The 21,009-nt window shown below is 41.6% G+C and carries 21 protein-coding genes and 2 tRNA genes; 11 read left to right on the top strand and 12 right to left on the bottom strand.

The window, feature by feature from the left end; genetic code table 11:
• Nucleotides 1-66: 66 nt before the first annotated feature.
• Nucleotides 67-714 (top strand): sterol desaturase family protein, encoded by a 648-nt coding sequence (locus tag MMO38_RS08300; RefSeq protein WP_241323231.1) that lies wholly within the window; start codon nt 67-69, stop codon nt 712-714.
• A 232-nt stretch (nt 715-946) separates the two neighbouring features.
• On the opposite strand, the gene MMO38_RS08305 is transcribed toward MMO38_RS08300, so the two are convergent.
• Both MMO38_RS08305 and hisF read right to left on the bottom strand, forming a co-directional pair.
• Complete coding sequence (locus MMO38_RS08305; RefSeq protein ID WP_241323232.1) at nt 947-1,393, bottom strand: hypothetical protein; 447 nt, start codon at nt 1,391-1,393, stop codon at nt 947-949.
• A gap of 61 nt (nt 1,394-1,454) precedes the next feature.
• The gene (hisF, locus tag MMO38_RS08310; RefSeq protein WP_241323233.1) at nt 1,455-2,213 is read right to left on the bottom strand and encodes an imidazole glycerol phosphate synthase subunit HisF; all 759 of its coding nucleotides are present in this window, start codon (nt 2,211-2,213) and stop codon (nt 1,455-1,457) included.
• 112 nt (nt 2,214-2,325) lie between these two features.
• Between hisF and MMO38_RS08315 the strand changes: the two genes are divergently transcribed.
• The 4 genes from MMO38_RS08315 to MMO38_RS08330 all read left to right on the top strand — a co-directional run bounded on the left by MMO38_RS08315 (nt 2,326) and on the right by MMO38_RS08330 (nt 4,907).
• Nucleotides 2,326-3,276 carry a homoserine kinase gene (locus MMO38_RS08315; RefSeq protein WP_241323234.1) on the top strand — a complete coding sequence of 317 codons (951 nt, stop codon included), beginning with the start codon at nt 2,326-2,328 and terminating at the stop codon, nt 3,274-3,276.
• A 9-nt stretch (nt 3,277-3,285) separates the two neighbouring features.
• Nucleotides 3,286-3,903: a DUF1294 domain-containing protein gene (locus MMO38_RS08320; protein WP_005193932.1), complete on the top strand. Its 618-nt coding sequence runs from the start codon at nt 3,286-3,288 to the stop codon at nt 3,901-3,903.
• A 24-nt stretch (nt 3,904-3,927) separates the two neighbouring features.
• Complete coding sequence (locus tag MMO38_RS08325) at nt 3,928-4,320, top strand: hypothetical protein (RefSeq protein WP_004673299.1); 393 nt, start codon at nt 3,928-3,930, stop codon at nt 4,318-4,320.
• 182 nt (nt 4,321-4,502) lie between these two features.
• The gene (locus MMO38_RS08330) at nt 4,503-4,907 is read left to right on the top strand and encodes a hypothetical protein (protein WP_241323235.1); all 405 of its coding nucleotides are present in this window, start codon (nt 4,503-4,505) and stop codon (nt 4,905-4,907) included.
• A 72-nt stretch (nt 4,908-4,979) separates the two neighbouring features.
• Here the strand turns inward: MMO38_RS08330 and MMO38_RS08335 are convergent, their stop codons facing one another.
• The 3 genes from MMO38_RS08335 to MMO38_RS08345 form a co-directional block, all read right to left on the bottom strand.
• Nucleotides 4,980-5,816 (bottom strand): DMT family transporter, encoded by an 837-nt coding sequence (locus tag MMO38_RS08335; RefSeq protein ID WP_241323263.1) that lies wholly within the window; start codon nt 5,814-5,816, stop codon nt 4,980-4,982.
• Between the two features lie 121 nt (nt 5,817-5,937).
• Nucleotides 5,938-6,789 carry a universal stress protein gene (locus tag MMO38_RS08340; RefSeq protein ID WP_241323236.1) on the bottom strand — a complete coding sequence of 284 codons (852 nt, stop codon included), beginning with the start codon at nt 6,787-6,789 and terminating at the stop codon, nt 5,938-5,940.
• A gap of 19 nt (nt 6,790-6,808) precedes the next feature.
• Nucleotides 6,809-8,296 (bottom strand): SulP family inorganic anion transporter, encoded by a 1,488-nt coding sequence (locus MMO38_RS08345; RefSeq protein WP_241323237.1) that lies wholly within the window; start codon nt 8,294-8,296, stop codon nt 6,809-6,811.
• Between the two features lie 420 nt (nt 8,297-8,716).
• Between MMO38_RS08345 and MMO38_RS08350 the strand changes: the two genes are divergently transcribed.
• Nucleotides 8,717-9,337, top strand: a complete 621-nt coding sequence (locus MMO38_RS08350) for a hypothetical protein (protein ID WP_241323238.1) — start codon at nt 8,717-8,719, stop codon at nt 9,335-9,337.
• A 50-nt stretch (nt 9,338-9,387) separates the two neighbouring features.
• Here the strand turns inward: MMO38_RS08350 and hisA are convergent, their stop codons facing one another.
• The 4 genes from hisA to hisB all read right to left on the bottom strand — a co-directional run bounded on the left by hisA (nt 9,388) and on the right by hisB (nt 12,187).
• On the bottom strand, nt 9,388-10,119 hold the full coding sequence (gene hisA, locus MMO38_RS08355; RefSeq protein WP_004673294.1) for a 1-(5-phosphoribosyl)-5-[(5-phosphoribosylamino)methylideneamino]imidazole-4-carboxamide isomerase: 732 nt from the start codon (nt 10,117-10,119) through the stop codon (nt 9,388-9,390).
• A 172-nt stretch (nt 10,120-10,291) separates the two neighbouring features.
• Entirely contained in the window at nt 10,292-10,831 is a 540-nt protein-coding gene (locus MMO38_RS08360) for a DUF805 domain-containing protein (RefSeq protein ID WP_241323239.1), read from the bottom strand.
• A 145-nt stretch (nt 10,832-10,976) separates the two neighbouring features.
• The gene (gene hisH / locus MMO38_RS08365) at nt 10,977-11,594 is read right to left on the bottom strand and encodes an imidazole glycerol phosphate synthase subunit HisH (RefSeq protein ID WP_241323240.1); all 618 of its coding nucleotides are present in this window, start codon (nt 11,592-11,594) and stop codon (nt 10,977-10,979) included.
• On the bottom strand, nt 11,594-12,187 hold the full coding sequence (gene hisB, locus MMO38_RS08370; protein WP_004673288.1) for an imidazoleglycerol-phosphate dehydratase HisB: 594 nt from the start codon (nt 12,185-12,187) through the stop codon (nt 11,594-11,596). Before hisB ends, hisH begins: the two co-directional genes overlap by 1 nt.
• Before the next feature lie 100 nt (nt 12,188-12,287).
• Between hisB and MMO38_RS08375 the strand changes: the two genes are divergently transcribed.
• From MMO38_RS08375 to MMO38_RS08385, 3 genes are all read left to right on the top strand, one after another.
• Nucleotides 12,288-12,665, top strand: a complete 378-nt coding sequence (locus MMO38_RS08375; RefSeq protein WP_121928971.1) for a GNAT family N-acetyltransferase — start codon at nt 12,288-12,290, stop codon at nt 12,663-12,665.
• A gap of 107 nt (nt 12,666-12,772) precedes the next feature.
• Nucleotides 12,773-12,848, top strand: a tRNA-Phe gene (locus MMO38_RS08380).
• A 152-nt stretch (nt 12,849-13,000) separates the two neighbouring features.
• Nucleotides 13,001-13,076, top strand: a tRNA-Phe gene (locus MMO38_RS08385).
• Nucleotides 13,077-13,262: 186 nt separating this feature from the next.
• Here the strand turns inward: MMO38_RS08385 and MMO38_RS08390 are convergent.
• The 3 genes from MMO38_RS08390 to ompR all read right to left on the bottom strand — a co-directional run bounded on the left by MMO38_RS08390 (nt 13,263) and on the right by ompR (nt 17,135).
• Nucleotides 13,263-14,777 (bottom strand): acetyl-CoA hydrolase/transferase family protein, encoded by a 1,515-nt coding sequence (locus MMO38_RS08390; protein WP_241323241.1) that lies wholly within the window; start codon nt 14,775-14,777, stop codon nt 13,263-13,265.
• 121 nt (nt 14,778-14,898) lie between these two features.
• Entirely contained in the window at nt 14,899-16,353 is a 1,455-nt protein-coding gene (locus tag MMO38_RS08395; RefSeq protein WP_241323242.1) for an ATP-binding protein, read from the bottom strand.
• Between the two features lie 17 nt (nt 16,354-16,370).
• Nucleotides 16,371-17,135 (bottom strand): two-component system response regulator OmpR, encoded by a 765-nt coding sequence (gene ompR, locus MMO38_RS08400; protein WP_004673280.1) that lies wholly within the window; start codon nt 17,133-17,135, stop codon nt 16,371-16,373.
• Between the two features lie 459 nt (nt 17,136-17,594).
• Here ompR and MMO38_RS08405 point away from each other — a divergent pair, with 459 nt between their 5' ends.
• Together MMO38_RS08405 and MMO38_RS08410 are read left to right on the top strand one after the other, a co-directional pair.
• The gene (locus MMO38_RS08405) at nt 17,595-19,952 is read left to right on the top strand and encodes a Tex family protein (protein ID WP_241323243.1); all 2,358 of its coding nucleotides are present in this window, start codon (nt 17,595-17,597) and stop codon (nt 19,950-19,952) included.
• A gap of 194 nt (nt 19,953-20,146) precedes the next feature.
• Nucleotides 20,147-20,977, top strand: a complete 831-nt coding sequence (locus MMO38_RS08410) for an AraC family transcriptional regulator (RefSeq protein WP_004673276.1) — start codon at nt 20,147-20,149, stop codon at nt 20,975-20,977.
• Nucleotides 20,978-21,009 lie beyond the last annotated feature (32 nt).

Here is a 21,009-nt window from a genome sequence, read left to right on the forward strand (position 1 = left end):
ATCGTCAATACTTCGCCTACAAAAATTTATATCTTTAAAAAAATAAGGAAACATTTGGAGAAAACCATGTTGAAGGGTTTTGTTGCAGGTTTGGCAGTTGCAAATGCATATGAATGGTTTGCTCATAAATATCTATTGCATGGGGTACACCGTAAAGGCAAGCCACGTTTCAGTCCAACGCCAAAACAGATGGAATCGCATTGGGCACATCATCGTGAAGTCCGTAAACAAGACTTTTCTGATGATTGTTATGTGGAAGGTCTAGACAGTTGGCGTACACGTAATGAAATTATGTCATTGGCTGTGGTAGCGGGCGTTGCCAGTGTGGCGTTTTATCCTTTTTCAAAAGGCATGGCATTGGCAGCAGTTTATAGTGCAGGCAATTATTATTATGTACATCGCCGTGCACACTTAGAACCTGATTGGGCAAAGCGTAAAATTCCTTGGCATTATGATCATCATATGAACTCCAACCAGGATGCCAATTGGTGTGTGACACGTCCTTGGTTTGACTATGTCATGGGAACGCGGGTGGTATCTTCTGCTGATTTAAAAGAAGCCAATCCACTTGGCTTGCCATTGCCAGCGCCTATTTCAAAAGTACTAACGCAAGCGATTGAATCCATTTTTCCTGCTAAATGGGTGGAGCAGAAACCAAAATTAGTGACTACCGCTCAGGTAAAGGACACCGAAACAGTATCAGTGGCATCTTGATGAAAAACGCAAAGAGGGTATTTGGGATAAAATATGATGATGACCATGTGCTTATGTCGTGAATTGTCAATAATATAGGGTTTTACTGTCAATATTTACCACTTGATTATCGCTATGTTAGTGCAAGCAGCGTGAATGTTTCAGATTAATCCAGTGTTATTGTTGTTGAAGTTACCCTCTGGCGTTGAATAAACGCAGTTTCTATACCTTGCATAGCAAGGTATTTTTTTGTCTATTCGTTTTGTAAACTCAAACCTGTCAAAAGATAGCGTGTATTACTATCTTTAAAATTGGGTGAATACTGGAAGCATATTTTCTGATTAGGTTGAATTTGAGCCATGATTGGCAAATTTTTAGCAACAGCACGATTACGTGCAAAAACAAAAATCTGTCCTTGTTCTGTTTTAAACTCATATAGGATTTGAGTCCAATTACCATTCCTTGAATAATGCTCAATGCTTTGGTGTTGATTAAAAATTCCACAATGGTGTTCTTGCTTGGGGTTATTCACTGCAAAATAATAGTAAATTTGATGAGCATAAACGTATAAAAAAATTATACTGGGAACACTTATAAGAGAAATTACAACACTGAGAAAAACAGATTCCTGATGTTTGAGCCAATAGATAATCAGGCCTAGACAACCGAAAAGAACAATCCAAACTAAAGTTTCATTCATTTTTTTTCTTCTATTAAGAACACAGGTGTAACCTAGAATCTTGTTACACCTGTCATTCTGTTTACAAGCGCATTTCAATGCCTTGTGCAGCAAGATACTGTTTAGCTTCTGGAATGCTATGTTGACCAAAGTGGAAAATAGAGGCTGCAAGGACTGCATCCGCGCCACCTTTTAAAATACCATCGGCTAAATGTTGTAAGTTGCCTACACCACCTGATGCAATGGTCGGAACACTGACGCGGTCATTGATCGCACGCATCAGTGCGATGTCATAGCCTGCTTTGGTGCCATCGGCATCCATACTGGTAATCAATAATTCGCCTGCGCCAAAATCAGCCATTTTCACAGCCCATTCAATCGCATCGATACCTGTCGGTTTACGTCCGCCGTGAGTAAAAATTTCCCACTTATTTTCGCCCGTTTTTTTCGCATCAATCGCAACTACGATACATTGCGCACCGAAACGTTGAGAGGCTTCTTGTACAAACTCAGGATTAAATACGGCTGCTGAGTTGATGCTGACCTTATCCGCACCAGCATTGAGCAGTAAACGAATATCTTCTACTTTGCGCACACCGCCACCGACGGTTAATGGCACAAAGACACTTTCAGCCATGCGTTCTACAGTGCGGTAAGTGGTGTCACGTCCATGATGGGTAGCAGTAATATCTAAAAAGGTAATTTCATCGGCGCCTTGTTCGTTATAACGACGAGCAACCTCGACAGGATCACCTGCATCACGAATATCAAGGAATTGAACGCCTTTGACGACTCGACCATTATCAACATCTAAGCAAGGGATAATACGTTTTGCGAGCATAAAATTTTCCAAAAAATCGCCAATAAAGAAAGGAGACCGATTTAGGTGCTACACCTTCATGAAGGGAACAGGTATTCTAGCAAACTTCACAGCTATTTTTTGCAGGTTTTCCATGTCGGTTTATACCCCGTTGAGTTTAGAACAAGTTCAAGCTTTTGCTGAGCCTTATGGTTTGGCAGTGATTGATCTGATTCCAATCCAAGGCGGTATTCAAAACACCAATTATTTTTTGGTGGATCAAAATCAGAAGCAGTATGTTTTAACGGTTTTTGAAGAATTAGATGCGGTCGGGGCAGGTGAACTGGTGCCTGTGTTGGATTGTTTGGGACAGGCAGGTGTGCCTGTGGCAGTGCCATTGAAACATCATGGTCAGGCGATTCATAGTATTGCTAATAAACCTGCACAAATTGCGCCACGAATCATGGGTGAACATCCAGAAGATACGACCATTGAGCAGATTGAAGCGATTGCTCAGGCACAAGCAAAATTGCATTTGGCTTTACAAGGCTTTCCTTTGGTGCGTGATTTTAACCGTAATCATCAGTATTGGTCAGATGTCGCTGAACAGCTCAAGCCACAGATGAATACTGATGATCAAAGTTTATTGGCGCTGGTCTTTCAACAATTTGCCGACATCACGCAACAACACCCTAATCGTCCAGTGGGCTTTATTCATTCAGACTTATTTAGAGACAACACGCTATTTGAAGGCAATCAGTTAAACGGTATTCTTGATTTTTATGAACTCAATCAAGATGAGTGGTTATTTGATATTGCGATTAGTATCAATGATTTCTGTACTGCCTATCCACAAGCGTATCTTGATCAGAGCAAAGCAGATGCATTTTTGGCGGCTTATCAGGTGATTCGCACGCTTAGCGACGATGAGCTGGCGTGTTTAGATATTTATTTGGCGATGGCGGCTTGCCGTTTTTGGAGTATGCGTTTGCAAGTGGCGCAGAAAAATGCAGCGCATGGTCGTACAGGTGAAGATATTTCTCAGAAAGATCCAGTTGAAATGCGAATGATGTTACTAGACCGATTACAACGAATCACAGCTTAGGAAGAAGTCATGCGAGATCAAGGACGTTTAGTGGAATGGTTTGATGACAAGGGCTATGGCTTTATTCAACCCAATGATGCGAAGAAAGAGCGAGTTTTTCTACATATCAAAGACTTTGCTCGCACTGGCCCAAGACCGATTGTGGGCTGTGCTTTAGATTATTTGGTGATTTTAGATGAGCGTGGTCGCTATCGTGCGCAACAGGTCGTTTATTTGAAAGCATCACAAGTGATTGAGCATAAAGCCGCGCCCGTTCGACCAACCACAGCGACTGGATGGTCGCCGATGAAAGTAGGGATTGGGGTTTATATTGTCTTTATGGTGATTGCGAGTTTTAGCAAGCTATTACCGCCGTTTACTTTGCTCTTTGTAAGCTTGATGAATGCGCTAAGTTACTGGTTGTATTCTCAAGACAAAGAAGCAGCGCAATTGGGCAATCGTCGTATACCCGAACAGACTCTGCACATTGTTGATTCTTTAGGAGGATGGTGCGCTGGTTGGCTTGCTCAACAAAAACTGAGACATAAAACACAAAAACAACCGTTTCGTAAGATTTATTTCTGTACCATAGCCTTTCATATATTGTTGATATGTTGGTTAATTTCTCCACTCAATATTTTTCATTGAGGGAGGTTTTGGAGCTAAATAAAAATGAATTACTCTGTTGATCAAGACCCGAATCGTACTTTGACCTTGATTCTTTATGTGCTTTATATTATTGCGATTTTTAGCGGTGGTTTATTGGCGATCATTGCCTTGATTATTAACTATGTGAAACGTAGCGATGTACAAGGTTCAATTTTTGAAAGCCACTTTACTTGGCAAATTCGCACCTTTTGGTGGTATTTAGCGTGGAATATTATTGCCTTTATCCCATTTTTCTTCCTGTTTTTGACAGGCGATAATCCAAATGCATTTGCTGGTGTTGCACTGTCTGGCACGGTTTTCTGTGTATCGGTTATTTTTGTTGCATGGGTATGGATCGTTTACCGAGCGATTCGTGGTTTGATTGCATTGAATGATAATAAACCGATGTATCAGTAGTTTATTGAGTTGATCGCTATTATGCTATGGCGGTCAACGTTGTCACTTTTAGCGTGACTGGTTCTATTCCATATCATATAAAATAGCGTTGGTTTACAAAGATCTGTTTTATAGATGAGATGTCATCTATTTGAATTAATTTTTTGCCCAAACATTTATGGGTTAGAGGGAAATACATCACAATGAATGCCGTCGTTGATCAGAAAGCCAATCGTACTTTGACCTATATTCTTTACCTTTTTTATATTCTTGCAAGTGTTTCAGCTGGTGTTTTAGCCGTTTTAGCGCTTATTGCCATCGTTCTGAACTATATCAAACGTAAAGATATGAAAGGGACGCTCTTAGAAAGTCATTTTACTTGGCAAATTCGCACCTTTTGGTGGTATCTCTTTTGGAATATGCTGACATTAGGTTTATTTGCGGTGGCTATTTTTAGTAACGAGTTGGGTTTTAAGCTGACCAATGACGGGACGCCTTGGGCATTTTTTGCTGGGCTGACGCTGTTATTTGCGACGTGGGCTTGGGCTGTTTATCGAGGTGTGAATGGTTTATTCTGTTTATATGATAATCAACCGATGTATCAGTAAGATGAAAAGTTGATAGAGACGCCTCTATTAACTTTTTTGTAAAAAATGTCAGTGCTTTTTATTGTACTAAAATTATTTATAATTCTGATTCTTCTTAAAAAACCTCAACTTCAACTCACTCACCAAAACGCCTAAGACCACCAGTAAACCACCAAATAATGCTAGTAGTGGCAAGCGTTCACCTGCGATACGCCCAAATAATCCTGCCCAAACGGGCTCGCCAGCATAAATGATGGCAGCACGGCTTGGATCAACCATTCGTTGTGCCCAATTCATCACAAATTGAATCAATGCACTGGCAAGCCCTAAGCCCACTGCGATCATCACTAAGGGCCATGAAAAAGCTGGAATGGTATGTTCACCAACAAGAGGCATACTAGCAAATGACAATCCAGACGCAACCACCAACTGAACCACTGTGACCCGTCTCAGATTCACTTTTCCTGCAAAATATCCAATCAAAATAATTTCTAAAGCGATCACAAAGGCACAGATCAAGGTGAGCATTTGCCCATAATTTAAATTGATACTCGAAAAACCATTCCCAGTTAAAAAGACTAACCCCGTAAACGCCAAGACTGAGCCAATCCATGTCATCAATGACGGCCGTTTCTGGAAAATGATCCACATCAATATGGGAACGAGTGGAACATAAAGCGCTGTCAGAAAGGCGGATTCACTACTCAGGATCGTTTGCAGGCCAATGGTTTGTGTACCATAACCAATGGTAATCATGAGACCAATTGCTGTACCTGCAAGGGTTTCCTTGAGCGTCAAACCAGCAATGGATTTCATTGAAATAAGCAAGATCACCAATGCCGCCACCGCAAAACGACAACCGACAAAAAACATCGGCGTACTAAAATTCAGCGCATATTGCACCGCTAAAAAAGTACCACCCCAAATCATAGTAATAAAAATCAGGGCGAGTTGAGGCGTATAGGCGTTAAATCTTGTCACAACAGTTCCTAAAGCGACACTTCATTTAGCAGAGCTAAATACCTTGCTAAATGAAATGTTTTCCCCGAGCTTATCTTAGCAATAGCACAGGTTTTGTGGAGCGAACTAATAGTTTCGTGGTGGTGCTGCCAATAAAAAATTGACGGATTTTAGAGTGTCCATAAGCGCCGATCACCATTAAATCAATATTCTTTTGGTCGGCGTAATTCAGAATACTTTCATCAACATCACCTTCCAAAGTGCTTAGTGTCATATTAAAGCCTTGTGACTCTAATTGTTCTTTTGCCCAAGCGAGTTGAGTGTGTATTTCTTGATTTGGTTGACCAACATAGACCAGATGTGCAGCGAGTCCTTTAAGTAAAGGGCTATTCGCAATCTTCTCTACGCACTTCTTCGCCGTTGCGCTGCCATCAAACGCCACTAAGAAAGATTGAGGCTGAGTGAAGGGTGATGAGGCAATCAAAACAGGTTGGTGAATGGCACGTACCACATTCTCGATTTGTGTGCCTATTTTATCGGAATGGTATGCCGTTTGAGTACCATGTTTTCCCATGATCAGCACACGTATATCTTCTTCCAAAGCGACAATGGTTTCTAACAAACTGCCACGACGTTGGAAGCTATGTACATCGAGACTGAAGTTGTCTAGCACATATTTTTTTGCCTCACGAAGCAAAATTTTGCCATGCTCAATCTCAACTTTTCCTTTACGTTCCTCGAGCTGTACTAACTCATTTAACAACGTTTCTCGACTGCCTAAGCCAATTGCGCCACTCAAATCTTGTGGGGCTTGTGCTCTAGGGCTATCGATCACATGTAAAAGTTCAAGTGGCGCATTCAGTTTTTGGCTAAACCAAGCGGCATAATCACATACCGTATTTGTGCCGATTGAGCCATCAAGACATGCAATAATTTTTGACATAATTATAATTCTCCTTTTATTAGTGATTACCCAAACGATCTAACGCATCAGGTTTGTCATGCACACCAAATTTATCAACCATGGTTTGACTTGCTTCATTCATCCCGATCAATTCAACGTCCGTTCCTTCACGTTTAAATTTAATCACAACTTTATCAACGGCTGCTACGGCTGAAACATCCCAGAAATGCGCTTGACTAACATCAATTACAACTTTTGAAATAGCTTCTTTAAAATCAAAGGATGCCGTAAACTTATCCGCAGAACTAAAGAAGATCTGACCAGTAACCACATAGGTACGGGTACTTTCAGTTTCATCGAAAACAGATTGAACTGCCATATAACGTTCGATTTTATTGGCAAAAAATAGCGCAGATAACAGCACACCGATGAGTACACCATAAGCCAAGTTATGGGTTGCCACAACAATCGCAACGGTCGCGATCATGACGATATTACTTGAGAGTGGGTATTGGCGAATATTTCTGAGTGAATCCCAGTTAAATGTACCAATTGATACCATGATCATCACAGCGACTAGTGCAGCCATAGGAATGATTTTCAGCCAATCACTAATGAACACCACCATGATCAACAAGAATATACCTGCACAGAATGTAGATAAACGGGTACGACCGCCAGATTTAACATTAATAATGGATTGACCAATCATGGCACAACCTGCCATACCACCCATAAAACCAGAGGCGATATTGGCTACACCTTGGCCTTTACATTCGCGGTTTTTGTCACTCGAAGTATCGGTTAAATCATCGACAATCGTGGCTGTCATCATCGACTCAAGTAAGCCCACTGCGGCCAACGCTGCTGCATAAGGGAAAATAATACGAAGTGTTTCTAAGTTCAGTGGAATGTCTGGTAGCAAGAACACAGGCAGTGTATCAGGCAGTTGACCCATATCACCGACAGTACGAATGTCGAGTCCCATCAGGATTGCAACAATGGTTAAAACCACAATGGTCACCAAAGGCGATGGAATTAATGTTCCGATTTTAGGGATGTATGGGAATAAATAAATAATCGCTAAACCTGCCGCAGTCATCGCATAGACATGCCATGTGACATTGGTGAGTTCAGGTAACTGTGCCATAAAAATCAAAATTGCTAAGGCATTCACAAAGCCGATAACGACGGATTTAGACACAAAGCGCATAAATTGCGCTAGCTTTAAATACCCTGCCACAATTTGCAAGACACCGGTCAGGATTGTTGCAGCGAGTAGATATTCCAGTCCATGCTCTTTTACTAGCATCACCATGAGCAATGCCATTGCGCCTGTTGCGGCAGAAATCATGCCGGGACGACCACCGACAAAAGAAATCACAACCGCGATACAGAATGAAGCATATAGCCCAATTTTAGGATCTACACCTGCAATAATCGAAAATGCAATTGCTTCAGGAACGAGTGCTAAAGCAACGACAAGACCCGCCAGCACATCGCCACGGATATTGGAGAACCATTGTTCTCTTACATTGGAAAACATAGAAATAGCCTGTTTCTTTAAGGATAAAAAAGGCTAGTGATGTGATATATAAAAACACACGACTACACCACATCACTAGACAGTGATGAGTTCATTACAAATAAGAGGTAAAAAAACTAAGGTGGCGTAAGTGTCATTATAAAAAAGAGGGGTGTGTACGAAAGTGTCGCTAGCATAACATTTTAGTGGGAGGATTGCCAAATTTCGTAGAAAACGATATAAATTAATTTAATCATTAAGAGATTGTTTTATAAATTTATTTACCACTTTTAAATGGTTGATGTCTGAAGAGACAGATTACTTATTTAAATTCACTATTCAAAATAAGAGCAACTTGTGAATAGAAAATTAAGAAAAGTCTTGGTCTTTCTTTTTGTATTATACGTTTTAATGAGTACGATTGATTTGGTTAGTCATATCATGAATACGTATGTAAGATTTGAAAAATTTGGACAGCAGCATTGTGCACTCATTCAAATGATGTCAAATCATAAACAGTGTAATCGATTAATTTCTTATCGATATCAGATGATTACATTTGAAGACTCCCATCATTATGCAAATGAATATTATGTTTCTATATATCAATTAAAATTTGATGCGATGCAGCATTTAATCCAAAGAGTGAAAGAGGCTGAACATGATGGGGCGATATTTCAAAAAGATCAAAGTCATGAATATTTTTTTGCGCAAACGCCCTCCAAGCGTGTGTGGCTTCTTCCTCATTTAAAAAAATATTGTTTGGGTTCAAGTGATTCCTGTATTCGGAAAAAAATGGGTTCATCTGATAATTACATCAAGGAATACGGATCGTATTTGGTATATGGTCAAGATCAATTATTTGAGAAAATAGACAAAGCTGAGAACCTGACCTGTAATCAAAACTTAATTTTAAATAATGATGTTATTAAGAAAAATTTTGAAGGGTTTCAATTGTATATCCCTAGAAGTACCGTAAAAACAACTTCTCTGATTTGCTATGATAAAGAAAGTAGTGTGGTTCGATTAATTTCAAAAGTAACTACAGCTTCTCTACGATAGATTGCGTATACATAAAAAAAGAGCCGTAAGGCTCTTTTTTAGCATTTTGTTTAGAGGCGATCTTCATCCAACAATAACTGCGCGTCACGAAGGCTCAATGTTCCTTCATAAATTGCACGACCTGTAATCGCGCCTAAAATGCCCGTTTGGCCTTTTAGGTTACGCACATCGTCAAGATTGGTCACGCCACCTGAAGCAATTACAGGCAAGCCTGAATATTGCGCCAAATTGACGGTTTGTTCAACGTTAACGCCTTGCATCATGCCATCACGAGCGATGTCAGTGTAGACAATGCTTGACACGCCTGCATCGGCAAAACGCTTAGCAAGATCAGTGGCTTTAACATCTGTGACATTGGCCCAGCCATCGGTTGCAACCATACCATTGATGGCATCAATACCAACGATGATATGACCTGCAAAGCGTTTACATGCTTCGTCCACGAACGCAGGATCTTGAACCGCTTTAGTTCCAATAATCACAAACGAGACACCCGCTTCTAAATAGTGTTCGATCGTTTCAAGTGAGCGAATCCCGCCGCCGATCTGAATCGGAAGTTCAGGTTGAGCACGGGCAATTGCTTCAACCACCGGTTTATGAATTGGCGTACCAGCGAAAGCACCATTTAAATCAACTAAATGTAAACGGCGCGCGCCTTCATCAACCCAGTGTTGTGCAGTTGCGACAGGATCATCAGAGAAAACAGTATCGTCTTCCATACGGCCTTGTTTTAAACGAACACATTTGCCATCTTTCAGGTCAATTGCAGGGATGATTAGCATGCTTTCGCTCCTTGCGTCATCATAGAGTTTAAATTGGCTACATATTAGCAAAGTATTGCTCAATCGCTAAGCTTTGGATGTTAGACGACAGCGTCTTTCTTTAAAGTTTTATGCAAATAAAAAAGCCAAGTCTAATAACTTGGCTGATCAACATCTAAATTCTGTCATTTATTTATTCAGAATAGTTTTGTTGATATTGCATTTGGATTTGTTGGCTTCGTTCGATGTAGTCTTGATAAGCTGGCAGCGCGATTGCTCCGATAATACCGAAAACAAATGCCAGTGGAATAATCACAATATAGATCCAGCCAAATACTTTTTCCCAACCTGCTGTTTCCCGCAGAGGACCATAACTATTTTCACCGTCCGAGCCTTTTGCAGCGAGTAGATAGATTAAAAATATAAGGTTAAAGACGGGAATAAGCATTAACAATGATAGCCATCCAGTTTGATTGCGATCATGTAAACGGCGAATAGTAAAAATAAAAGAGACATAGATCATTGCAACATAAATCACAATGAAAAGTAGTACGGTGATTAAGGGGAAATCACCGCTTACTAGAAGATTGCCACCAAAACTTGCTAAGGCCAAAATGAAAATCACGATACAGAAAACAATCGTCATTAACAATGTCCATGCGGCAAAAGACAATCGGCCAAAACGACCTTTTGGGCTTAGCGGTTTATCTACAGTTAGGATAGGTGAATTCATTTTTATTCCTATTTAGGTGTTTTTATACAATTGTTAAAATGGAGTGATCTGTATAGATGCGAATAATAAAGAAAATAATATGAGAATTACAGAATATTTTTATAAAAGCAGATCAAATAAATTTGATCTGCTATGGTTTTTCTAATTAGATGTTCCATTCCACAAAGTTTTTTAACAACTGTAAACCTGCGGTATGACTCTTTTCAGGGTGGAATTGTGTGGCAAATAAATTATCTTTATGAATGGCGGTACAAAAGTTCACACCATAATCGCAAGTTGCTGCAATCACAGATGAATCTTGCGGTTCAACATAATAGCTATGCACAAAATAAAAACGCGCATCTTGTTCGATGTTATTCCACATCGGATGGCTTAGATCAAGTTGATGTACTTGGTTCCAGCCCATGTGCGGTACTTTTAAATTTGGCATTTCAGGAAAATGTTTGACTACACCGTCAAAGATACCGAGCGCAGCAACGCCACCATTTTCTTCGGATGTTTGCAATAAGGCTTGCATGCCTACACAAATCGCCAAAACAGGCTTATTGAATGCAGCTTGACGAACCACTTCATCAATACCAGCTTCGTGCATACCTTGCATACAGTCGCGCATCGCACCAACACCCGGAAATACGATTTTGTCGGCTTTGGCGATCAGTTTAGGATCATTGGTCACGTCAACCGTTGCGCCGACATGTTCCAAGGCTTTTGCAGCAGAGTGCAAATTGCCCATGCCATAGTCAAGTAAAGCAATACGCGTCATTACAAACTACCTTTGGTCGAAGCAATGGTATTTTCAGCGCGTGGATCAACTTCACATGCCATACGCAAAGCACGCGCTAGAGCTTTAAACACGCTTTCAATCTGATGGTGACTATTTTTACCTTTCAAGCTATCAATATGTAAGGTCATCAGAGCGTGATTGACAAATCCCTGAAAAAATTCAGAGAATAAATCGACATCGAAGCTGCCAATACGGGCACGAGTGAAGGGGATATCCATAAATAAACCAGGACGACCTGACAAATCGACCACAACACGAGACAATGCTTCATCTAAAGGTGCATAAAAATGACCATAGCGGCGTAAGCCTTTTTTATCACCCAAAGCTTGCGCAAAGGCTTGCCCTAAGGTGATTCCACAGTCTTCTACTGTGTGATGATCGTCAATTTCAAGGTCGCCATCACAATGAATATCAATATCAAATAGACCATGGCGCTTGATTTGATCAATCATATGGTCTAAAAATGGAACTCCAGTGTTGAGTGTGCCTTGACCAGTACCATCGAGATTGAGACGAACTCGAATTTTTGTTTCGTTGGTATTTCTTACCACTTCACTGATACGTTGCGTCATGGACACGTTCCTCAAAAAACGTCAAAAATGATTGAATTAAAAATAGTTTCGCTGTGACGAAAAAGTGACAGCATCATAGTTTGCTCAGGAGGGTTAATCAATGCCTATTACAGTACATGCCTACAGTTCTTTAGACCAACTAGGAATCCGTACTCAGCTAGAGCGACTCTATGATACCAGCCCAGAGTTCGGAGATGGGCAAGATGCGATGGAGCAACTTGAACAAAATCTACAGCAATATACCACAGTTTATACCGCTGAATTTAACAGCAAAATTATAGGTGCAATCTGGGCAACAGGGCAAGGAGAAAGCCGTGTTTTAGAATATATTGTGGTGCATCCTGCCAATCGAGGCCGTGGTGTAGCAGAACGTTTGGTTGAAGAGGTCTGTCGTTTTGAAGAAGAGCAAGGCGTAAAGCAGTTTGAACCAGGGTGCGGTGCAATTCATCGTTGCTTATCCCACATTGGAAAAATCTAAAGCAGGTTGGAGCGTTACTGGCTTTGTTGCAAAATTAAACGCTAGGTAGAAAAATCCGCAAATTTGCTTGACGGATTTTGACAAACATTGTTTAATACGCCCACTTTGGCGCGATAGCTCAGTCGGTAGAGCAACGGATTGAAAATCCGTGTGTCCCCAGTTCGATCCTGGGTCACGCCACCATGATTTGTATTTTCAATCCCTGATCCCATCAGGGATTTTTTTTGTCCAAAAACTTTTGCAGTATACTTTTTGGATAAGAAATGGTCATTTAAATCAAAAGCTCAGGATAGTTGTTGACTATTTATCTGAGATACGGCTTAATACACGCCATTGGCGCGATAGCTCAGTAGGTAGAGCAACGGATTGAAAATCCGTGTGTCCCCAGTTCGATCCTGGGTCACGCCACCATATTCAAAAAACCCCAAACGAAAGTTTGGGGTTTTTTTATGGAAAATCGAAACCAATGACAACGCATTTCAAATGCGTAATTAACTGACGCCGATTGCTCAAGCTAACTATTACATTGTGGATGTATGATAAAAAGCAGAAAAGCATGCTTCCACATGCTTTCCTGCTGCAAATATAACTGTATTGTTAAGCTGATTTTGCTGTTTTGATTGGCACTAACATCTGTCCTGTTTCTTCAAAGTTGGCATGCCAAGACAGCGCTTCACGCAGGATATGAGGAGTGTGACCACCTCTTGCACAAGCACGATCAAAATAGTCGTTTAATGCAGCTTGATACAATGGATGTACACAATGGTCGATAATGACACGTGCGCGCTCACGCGGTGCTAAACCACGCAAATCTGCCAATCCTTGTTCTGTCACCAAAATATCCACATCGTGCTCACAATGATCCACGTGGCTCGCCATCGGAACGACCGAAGAGATATCTCCACCCTTGGCAATCGATTTAGTCACAAAAATGGCAAGATGTGCATTACGGGCAAAATCGCCTGAACCGCCGATACCATTCATCATTTTGGTACCACAAACATGGGTTGAGTTGACGTTGCCATAAATATCAAACTCTAGCGCCGTGTTAATCCCAATAATGCCTAAGCGACGTACGATCTCTGGATGATTTGAAATTTCTTGTGGGCGTAATACCAGTTTGTCTTTGTATTGATCTAGATTGCCAAAAACGCGCTCGCCACATTTTGCCGATAATGTAATGGAGCTACCTGAGGCAAACTTCATTTTACCTGCATCGATCAATTCAAAAGTACAGTCTTGTAGCACTTCTGAATACATCACCAGATCTTCAAAATTAGAATCTTTTAAGCCTGTTAAAACGGCATTGGCTATTGAACCAATTCCTGCTTGTAACGGACCTAAATTTTTTGCTAAACGACCTGCCGCAACCTCTTGTTCAAAGAAGGCAATGAGATGATTGGCAATCGCTTGTGTTTCCGCATCGGGTGCAGTTACGGTTGATGGAGAGTCTGCGGTGTCGTTGAGTACGATGCCTACAATTTTTGCTGGGTCGATTGGAATCGCCGTTGAGCCAATACGATCGTCCACTTGAGTTAAGGGGAGTGGTGTTCGTGTCGGACGATAGCTAGGTATGTAGATATCATGTAAGCCTTCAAAGTCTTCGCTTAATGCGGTGTTGATTTCCACAATGACTTTTTCAGCAAAGATCGCAAAGCTGGCAGAGTTGCCGACTGATGTGGTTGGTACAATATGACCTTGCTCGGTTATGGCCACCGCTTCAATCACTGCAATATCTGGGCGTTTGAGCTGCTGATTACGCATTTGCTCGACGGTTTCAGATAAGTGCTGGTCCACAAACATGACTTCGCCATTGTTGATGGCACGACGTAAGGTGCTATCGACTTGGAAGGGCATACGACGCGCCAAGACACCTGCCTCAGTCAATTGCTTGTCTAAATCATTACCGAGGCTTGCACCTGTAATTAATGTGATTTTTAATGGATTTTTTTTAGCACGATTGACCAGTGCTTGTGGAACGGCTTTTGCTTCACCTGCGCGGGTGAAACCACTCATGCCAACGGTCATACCATTTTCAATAAAGCTGGAAGCCTCGTCAGCGCTCATAACTTTGTCATGTAGGCTGTGACGGCGAATGCGACTTAAAGACATCATCCATTCTCAATGTTGCTTTTTATAAGCGTTGGATTTTAGCGCTAAAATGTGAAAAGTGTATTGATTTTAGGCTAAGGTCTAACGCAAATCACAGTATATCTGATCAGAAAACGTCTCTCTAAAAATGTCCCGTCAGCGTTTGTCTGATTTTGTCGATGGTGTTGTTTTGCGGCTCATCCGTTTTTTCGCTTGGAATGGGCAATGAAATGACCACTTCTAAGCCGCCTTGTTCGCGGTTGCGAATATTGATTTGCCCTTGGTGAATATCAACAATACGCTTCACGATCGCAAGGCCAAGTCCACTGCCTTGAACGGTGCGGGCTGAATTTCCACGCACAAAGGGTTGCATCAACTCTTCGACCTGATCGGGAGGAATGCCTTCGCCATGATCAGCTACGGTAATGAGAATATGATCATCGACATGGCTGGCAGAGAGTTCAATCGGCTCAGAACCATAACGTTTCGCGTTATTGAGCAAATTGGCGATTAAACGTTTCAAAGATAAGCTACGTGCTGGAATGATCGGGAGCTCTTGTGCTTCAAACTGAATATCGAGCGGTTGGAATTGCACCACCAACTCTTGGAGTAAGGTGTTGAGATTGGTCTCTGTCAGCTCTTCATCAGAACCATCACGCATATAAGAAATGAATTGATTTAAAATCGCATCCATATCATCCACATCGTAGATCAAGCCTTCTCGAAAGAATTCATCAGGTAGCATTTCTGCGGTTAAACGAATACGCGTCAACGGGGTGCGGAGGTCATGTGAAATGCCTGCCAACATGATTTGCCGATCACGTTCCGTTTGTTCAAGGGTATAGACCATTTGGTTAAAGGCTTGATTGACTTGACGGATTTCTAGTGGACCATGATTGGTGTCCAAGTACGGTGCTTTGCCTGTTTTACTATAATTATTGGCGGCATTTTGTAATCGACGCAATGGTCGATTCATTTGGCGAACCAGAATGAGAATAATAATTGAAGATAGGATCGGTACACCAAACAACCATGTGGCAATCAACTCGATGCTATAATTGTCATAGGTTTTGAGTGGTTCACGAACCCAGTTGCCATTCATTTCTGGCGTTTGAATCCAGATGCGCGGAATCGGTTTAAATTTGAAGTAAACCGTCACATCTTTCACACCTAACTCTTTGGCGAGTTTGGCTTCAATTTGATTGGTAAATAATTCAGCGAGAAATTTTTCTTCAACTCTAGGGAATTCTTTTGGATCGGTAATGTATTCGATGCCAATACGGTTCTTTAACCAGTCATCAATATCGACTTCGGTATCTTGATGTAAAATACGAATATCGGGATTGTTGACGAGTTCAAGTTCAACTGCGAGATAACGCGCATGTTGTTGCAACTCAGGTAAATATAAAGTGCGCCAAAAGAACCACAAAGACATAAACAGACTGAAAAAGACCATGGACAGTACCAAAATTACGGTACGCATGGCGGCAGAACGCGGTTTGATTTTATCTAAAAAACGTTCCCATTTTGTTCGTGGCCTTTCAGAGTAGGCCACGAAGTCTGTAAATTCTTGCGGATCAATTGGTTCAAGTTTCAAGGTCTAGTTTCCTACGCTTATTCCGCACCATCTGGAACAAAAACATAGCCTACACCCCAAACAGTTTGGATATAGCGTGCACGTGCTGGGTTGTCTTCGATTAAGCGACGTAAGCGAGAGACTTGTACATCGATTGAACGCTCCATTGCGCCCCATTCACGACCACGTGCGAGATTCATTAGTTTGTCGCGCGTCAATGGTTCACGTGGATGTTGGACCAGTGCTTTGAGCACGGCAAACTCACCTGTGGTCAGAGTCACAACTTGACCTTCACGCGTTAAGGTTCGTGTGGATAGATCTAAAGCCCAAGGTCCAAAACTGACGACTTCAACGTGTTGGCTTGGTGCACCGGGCACTTCACGCACCTGACGGCGTAATACCGCACGAATACGTGCCAGCAACTCATTTGGATTGAACGGTTTTGGTAGGTAATCATCTGCACCTGCTTCTAAGCCCGCGATACGGTCAGAGTCACTGCCACGTGCAGTCAGCATAATGATCGGGGTGTCAATGTTGGATTGACGTAAGCGGCGACAGATACTTAACCCGTCTTCAACCGGTAACATAAAATCAAGGACGATGAGCGAGAACAACTCACGTTGTAGCAAACGGTCCATTTGGGTTGCGTCATGGGCAGTTTTAACTACAAAGCCTTTGTCTTCGAGGAAGCGTTGTAAAAGCGTACGCAAGCGCACATCATCATCGACCACTAAAATGCGTTCGACCCGGTCTGTTTCATGGTGAACAGTTTCCGTCGATTCGGCAGGTACAACTAAACTCATGCTGTGCTCCTTTATCGTTTATTGTCATCGTCTTTATGCAATGCTGTAGGGGCTATTTATATTTCAACCCTGCTTTGCGTTATCGGCTAAAATCTAGCACCGTATACGGCTTATGTCGCAATGAGAGCTATAGCTCGTAAGGTGAATGTGAATAGACTCTGTAGTATACGACTCATTGCACAGTCTTGGCTATGTTATAAAGCAACAAATATTGCCAATAAAATCAAGAGAAAGATACCAAATATATACAGGTAAAATTATGACAATCAATCTATTTTTCAATATTTAGGCAGAAAAAGCTTGGTATTTTAGAAACATTGCTCAATTAGCATAATCTGTAGGGTTTGTGGGGAAAGAAGTGACCCTATGCACAATATTTTAAAAAAACAATAGTGGATTTTATAGCCATGGACTTTATAATCATTGCTTTTAGACTCAACCCTTGTGGAATCAATCACGATGACTGACTTAGTTCAGCAGTTGGCAAATGAACTTGCCGTACGTCCAAACCAAGTAGAAGCTGCTATTCGTTTAATTGATGAAGGCGCTAGTGTTCCTTTTATCGCACGTTACCGTAAAGAGGTCACTCAAGGCTTAGACGATACGCAATTACGTCAACTTGATACACGTTTAACTTACTTGCGTGATTTATACGAGCGTCGTGAGAAAGTGATCCAGTCTTTACAAGAACAAGATAAATTGAACGATGATTTATTAGGACGTGTAAATGCTGCTGAAACCAAGAATGCGTTAGAAGAAATTTATGCGCCGTATCGCCCGAAACGCACCAGCAAATCATTTAAAGCAAAAGAAGCGGGTTTAGGTGTTATTGCTGAGAAGATTATTAATGATCAAGTTGATCCAACTGAAGCTTTAGCTGGTTTTAGTCATGAAGACTACCCAGATGTTGAAAGCCAGCTTGATGCGATTCAGCATATTTTAATTGATGATTGGGCACAAAATATTGCTTTAACCACTGAATTAAAACAAACTTTTTCTAAAACAGCAGTGTTGAAAAGTGCGGTCGCTTCTGAAGAGAAAAAAGAAGTTGGTAAAAAATTCCGTGATTATTTTGAGTTCTCAGAAAACTTAAATAAAGTCCCTTCACATCGTTTATTGGCGATGTTACGCGGTCGTCAAGAAAACGTATTGGGCTTGAAAGTGGATGGTGAAGACGATGCACCATTGGCACGTATCGAAACAGAATATAATCTTGAACAAATTCAACCACAAACACGCCAAGATTATTTAAAACAAACTGCAAAATTATTTTGGTTGGGTAAGATTCGCCCACAAATTGAACATTCGTTATTAACAGATAAGCGTTTAACCGCAGAAGCTGAAGCAATGGATGTCTTTGCAGAAAACTTACGTCATTTATTGCTTTCTGCACCAGCAGGCAGTCGCACCACTTTAGGTGTTGATCCTGGTATTCGTACTGGTGTGAAGCTTGCCGTGGTGAGTGATGCAGGTGATGTACTTGCACATAGCACTATTTATCCATTTGCGCCAAAAGAAGATAAAGCCGGTTCGATTGCTGAGCTTGCACGTTTATGCCGAGAGTTCCACGTGGAACTTATTGCGATTGGCAATGGTACAGCGAGTCGTGAAACTGAAGCTGTGGTTGCAGAAATGATGGCAGCCAATGCTGACTTGAAACTGACACGTATCACGGTGAGTGAAGCAGGTGCATCAGTTTATTCGGCAAGTGAGTTGGCTTCACAAGAATTACCTGACCTTGATGTATCAATTCGCGGTGCAGTCTCAATTGCTCGTCGTTTACAAGATCCATTGGCTGAACTGGTTAAAATCGACCCGAAATCAATCGGTGTAGGTCAGTACCAACATGATGTCAATCAAACAGGTTTAGCAAAAACCCTAGATGCTGTGGTTGAAGACTGTGTGAATGCAGTTGGCGTGGATGTGAATACCGCGTCTCCTGCGATTCTGGCTTATATTGCGGGTCTGAATAAATCCATTGCACAACAAATCTTTGAATATCGTAAAGAACATGGTCGTTTTGATAGTCGCCAAGCATTGAAAAAAGTACCACGTTTAGGCGAGCGTACTTTTGAGCAAGCAGCAGGTTTCTTGCGTATTCAGGATGGTACAGAACCATTGGATGCATCAGCTGTTCACCCTGAGAGTTATGGCGTGGTTGAAAAAATCGTTGCGGCGAAAGCAACCACGGTTAAAGACATCATTGGTAATACTGAAATTATTCGTCAAGTCAAAGCAGATGAGTTTGTCGATGACAAATTTGGTTTGCCAACGATTCAGGATATTTTGGCTGAATTGGAAAAGCCTGCGCGTGATCCACGTCCAGAGTTCCGTACTGCAAAATTCCGTGACGACATTACCGAAGTTGCACAACTCACGGAGGGTTTGCAGCTTGAAGGTGTAGTGACCAATGTTACGAATTTTGGTGCTTTCGTAGATGTAGGTGTGCATCAAGATGGTTTAGTGCATATCTCTGAACTTGCCAATGAATTTGTTTCTGATCCGCATAAAGTAGTGAAACCGGGTCAAATTGTACAAGTTCGTGTGATTCAAGTGGATGCAGAGCGTAATCGCGTCAACTTGAGTATGCGTGCAGAAGGTTCTGCACCAGTGAAAGCACCGCGTCAACAGCAGCGTCCACAGCAAGATCGTCCAGAACGTTCAGAGCGTAAGCCACAAGGTCAGCGTCCACCACGTAAAGAAGGTGACTTTAAACGTCCGCAAAATAACAAGCCAAAAACCGAGAAACCACAAGAGCAAAAAATTGGTGGTTTAGGTGCGTTGTTATTGCAAGCAGGGATTAAAGGCTCGAAATAAGCAAGGCTCGAAATAATTGAATTGAGTCCACTTACAAAACCTTCCTGCGGGAAGGTTTTTTTATGCGAGTAGATGTGTGAATAAGGTTATAAGTTTGGAGAATTAGAATAAGATAGTTAAACAGCAATTTTATTCTATAAATCTGATCGAATTGCGTTAATCTGATTTGATGCAAAAATCCAAAGGAGGTCGTGATGTCACGTAGACCTCGTGAACAAGTCGATTACTTACACCTCGAAGAACTCGGTGGTTTAGAAATGCTGAAAGCCAGTTACTTTCAGCAGGAGTTTTCACGACATGTGCATGAAGGATTTTGTATCGGTGTGATCGAAGAAGGCGCACAACGTTTTTATCGCACAGGTGGCAATCATGTCGCACCGCAAGGCGATATTATTTTGGTCAATGCCGATGAGGTACATACAGGTTCTTCAGCAGTAGAGACGGGGTGGCGTTATCGGGCGATTTATCCTACACCTGAGGTGTTTAATGAGCTGACACGCGATTTGACCACTGTTCATGGTACTGCACCGTGGTTTAGAGAAGCCGTATTGCATGATGAAGGTTTGGCACAACAATTTCGTTTGCTATTCGACTTATTCGAGCAACCCAGCAATACCTTACTGAAGCAAACCTTATTTCTCTCTACTATCGCTTGGCTTGTGTCGAAGTATAGTCAAACCAAGCCTCAATCTGCTGAATTGAGCAATGCCAAACAGCGTATTCTGAATATTAAAGAGCTGATGGCATCGATGCCTGAACAAGAGTTCTCTTTGACGGCATTGGCTGACATGGCCAATCTAAGCCAGTGGCATTTTCTACGCCAGTTTAAAAAGCATGTGGGATTGTCTCCACATGCATGGTTAGTGCAAGCACGTTTGCAAAAGGCACAAAAATTATTAAGACAAGGACTAAATTTATCTGAGATTTCGCAGCAATGTGGCTTTTCAGATCAAAGCCATTTTAGTCGGCATTTCCGTCAAACTTTTGGGATTACGCCAGGTGGCTATATTGCCTATCTCAAATAAAACAGCAATTTTATGCAATCTTGATTGATTGA

It is taken from the genome of Acinetobacter sp. NIPH 1852, from assembly GCF_022549455.1.
Taxonomy (GTDB): Bacteria; Pseudomonadota; Gammaproteobacteria; order Pseudomonadales; family Moraxellaceae; genus Acinetobacter.

Bases quoted from the DNA above. Each gene is read 5' to 3' on its own strand.
- MMO38_RS08300 (WP_241323231.1), top strand. From the start codon at position 67: ATGTTGAAGGGTTTTGTTGCAGGTTTGGCAGTTGCAAATGCATATGAA.
- MMO38_RS08305 (WP_241323232.1), bottom strand. From the start codon at position 1,393: ATGAATGAAACTTTAGTTTGGATTGTTCTTTTCGGTTGTCTAGGCCTG.
- hisF (WP_241323233.1), bottom strand. From the start codon at position 2,213: ATGCTCGCAAAACGTATTATCCCTTGCTTAGATGTTGATAATGGTCGA.
- MMO38_RS08315 (WP_241323234.1), top strand. From the start codon at position 2,326: ATGTCGGTTTATACCCCGTTGAGTTTAGAACAAGTTCAAGCTTTTGCT.
- MMO38_RS08320 (WP_005193932.1), top strand. From the start codon at position 3,286: ATGCGAGATCAAGGACGTTTAGTGGAATGGTTTGATGACAAGGGCTAT.
- MMO38_RS08325 (WP_004673299.1), top strand. From the start codon at position 3,928: ATGAATTACTCTGTTGATCAAGACCCGAATCGTACTTTGACCTTGATT.
- MMO38_RS08330 (WP_241323235.1), top strand. From the start codon at position 4,503: ATGAATGCCGTCGTTGATCAGAAAGCCAATCGTACTTTGACCTATATT.
- MMO38_RS08335 (WP_241323263.1), bottom strand. From the start codon at position 5,816: ATGATTTGGGGTGGTACTTTTTTAGCGGTGCAATATGCGCTGAATTTT.
- MMO38_RS08340 (WP_241323236.1), bottom strand. From the start codon at position 6,789: ATGTCAAAAATTATTGCATGTCTTGATGGCTCAATCGGCACAAATACG.
- MMO38_RS08345 (WP_241323237.1), bottom strand. From the start codon at position 8,296: ATGTTTTCCAATGTAAGAGAACAATGGTTCTCCAATATCCGTGGCGAT.
- MMO38_RS08350 (WP_241323238.1), top strand. From the start codon at position 8,717: ATGAATACGTATGTAAGATTTGAAAAATTTGGACAGCAGCATTGTGCA.
- hisA (WP_004673294.1), bottom strand. From the start codon at position 10,119: ATGCTAATCATCCCTGCAATTGACCTGAAAGATGGCAAATGTGTTCGT.
- MMO38_RS08360 (WP_241323239.1), bottom strand. From the start codon at position 10,831: ATGAATTCACCTATCCTAACTGTAGATAAACCGCTAAGCCCAAAAGGT.
- hisH (WP_241323240.1), bottom strand. From the start codon at position 11,594: ATGACGCGTATTGCTTTACTTGACTATGGCATGGGCAATTTGCACTCT.
- hisB (WP_004673288.1), bottom strand. From the start codon at position 12,187: ATGACGCAACGTATCAGTGAAGTGGTAAGAAATACCAACGAAACAAAA.
- MMO38_RS08375 (WP_121928971.1), top strand. From the start codon at position 12,288: ATGCCTATTACAGTACATGCCTACAGTTCTTTAGACCAACTAGGAATC.
- MMO38_RS08390 (WP_241323241.1), bottom strand. From the start codon at position 14,777: ATGTCTTTAAGTCGCATTCGCCGTCACAGCCTACATGACAAAGTTATG.
- ompR (WP_004673280.1), bottom strand. From the start codon at position 17,135: ATGAGTTTAGTTGTACCTGCCGAATCGACGGAAACTGTTCACCATGAA.
- MMO38_RS08405 (WP_241323243.1), top strand. From the start codon at position 17,595: ATGACTGACTTAGTTCAGCAGTTGGCAAATGAACTTGCCGTACGTCCA.
- MMO38_RS08410 (WP_004673276.1), top strand. From the start codon at position 20,147: ATGTCACGTAGACCTCGTGAACAAGTCGATTACTTACACCTCGAAGAA.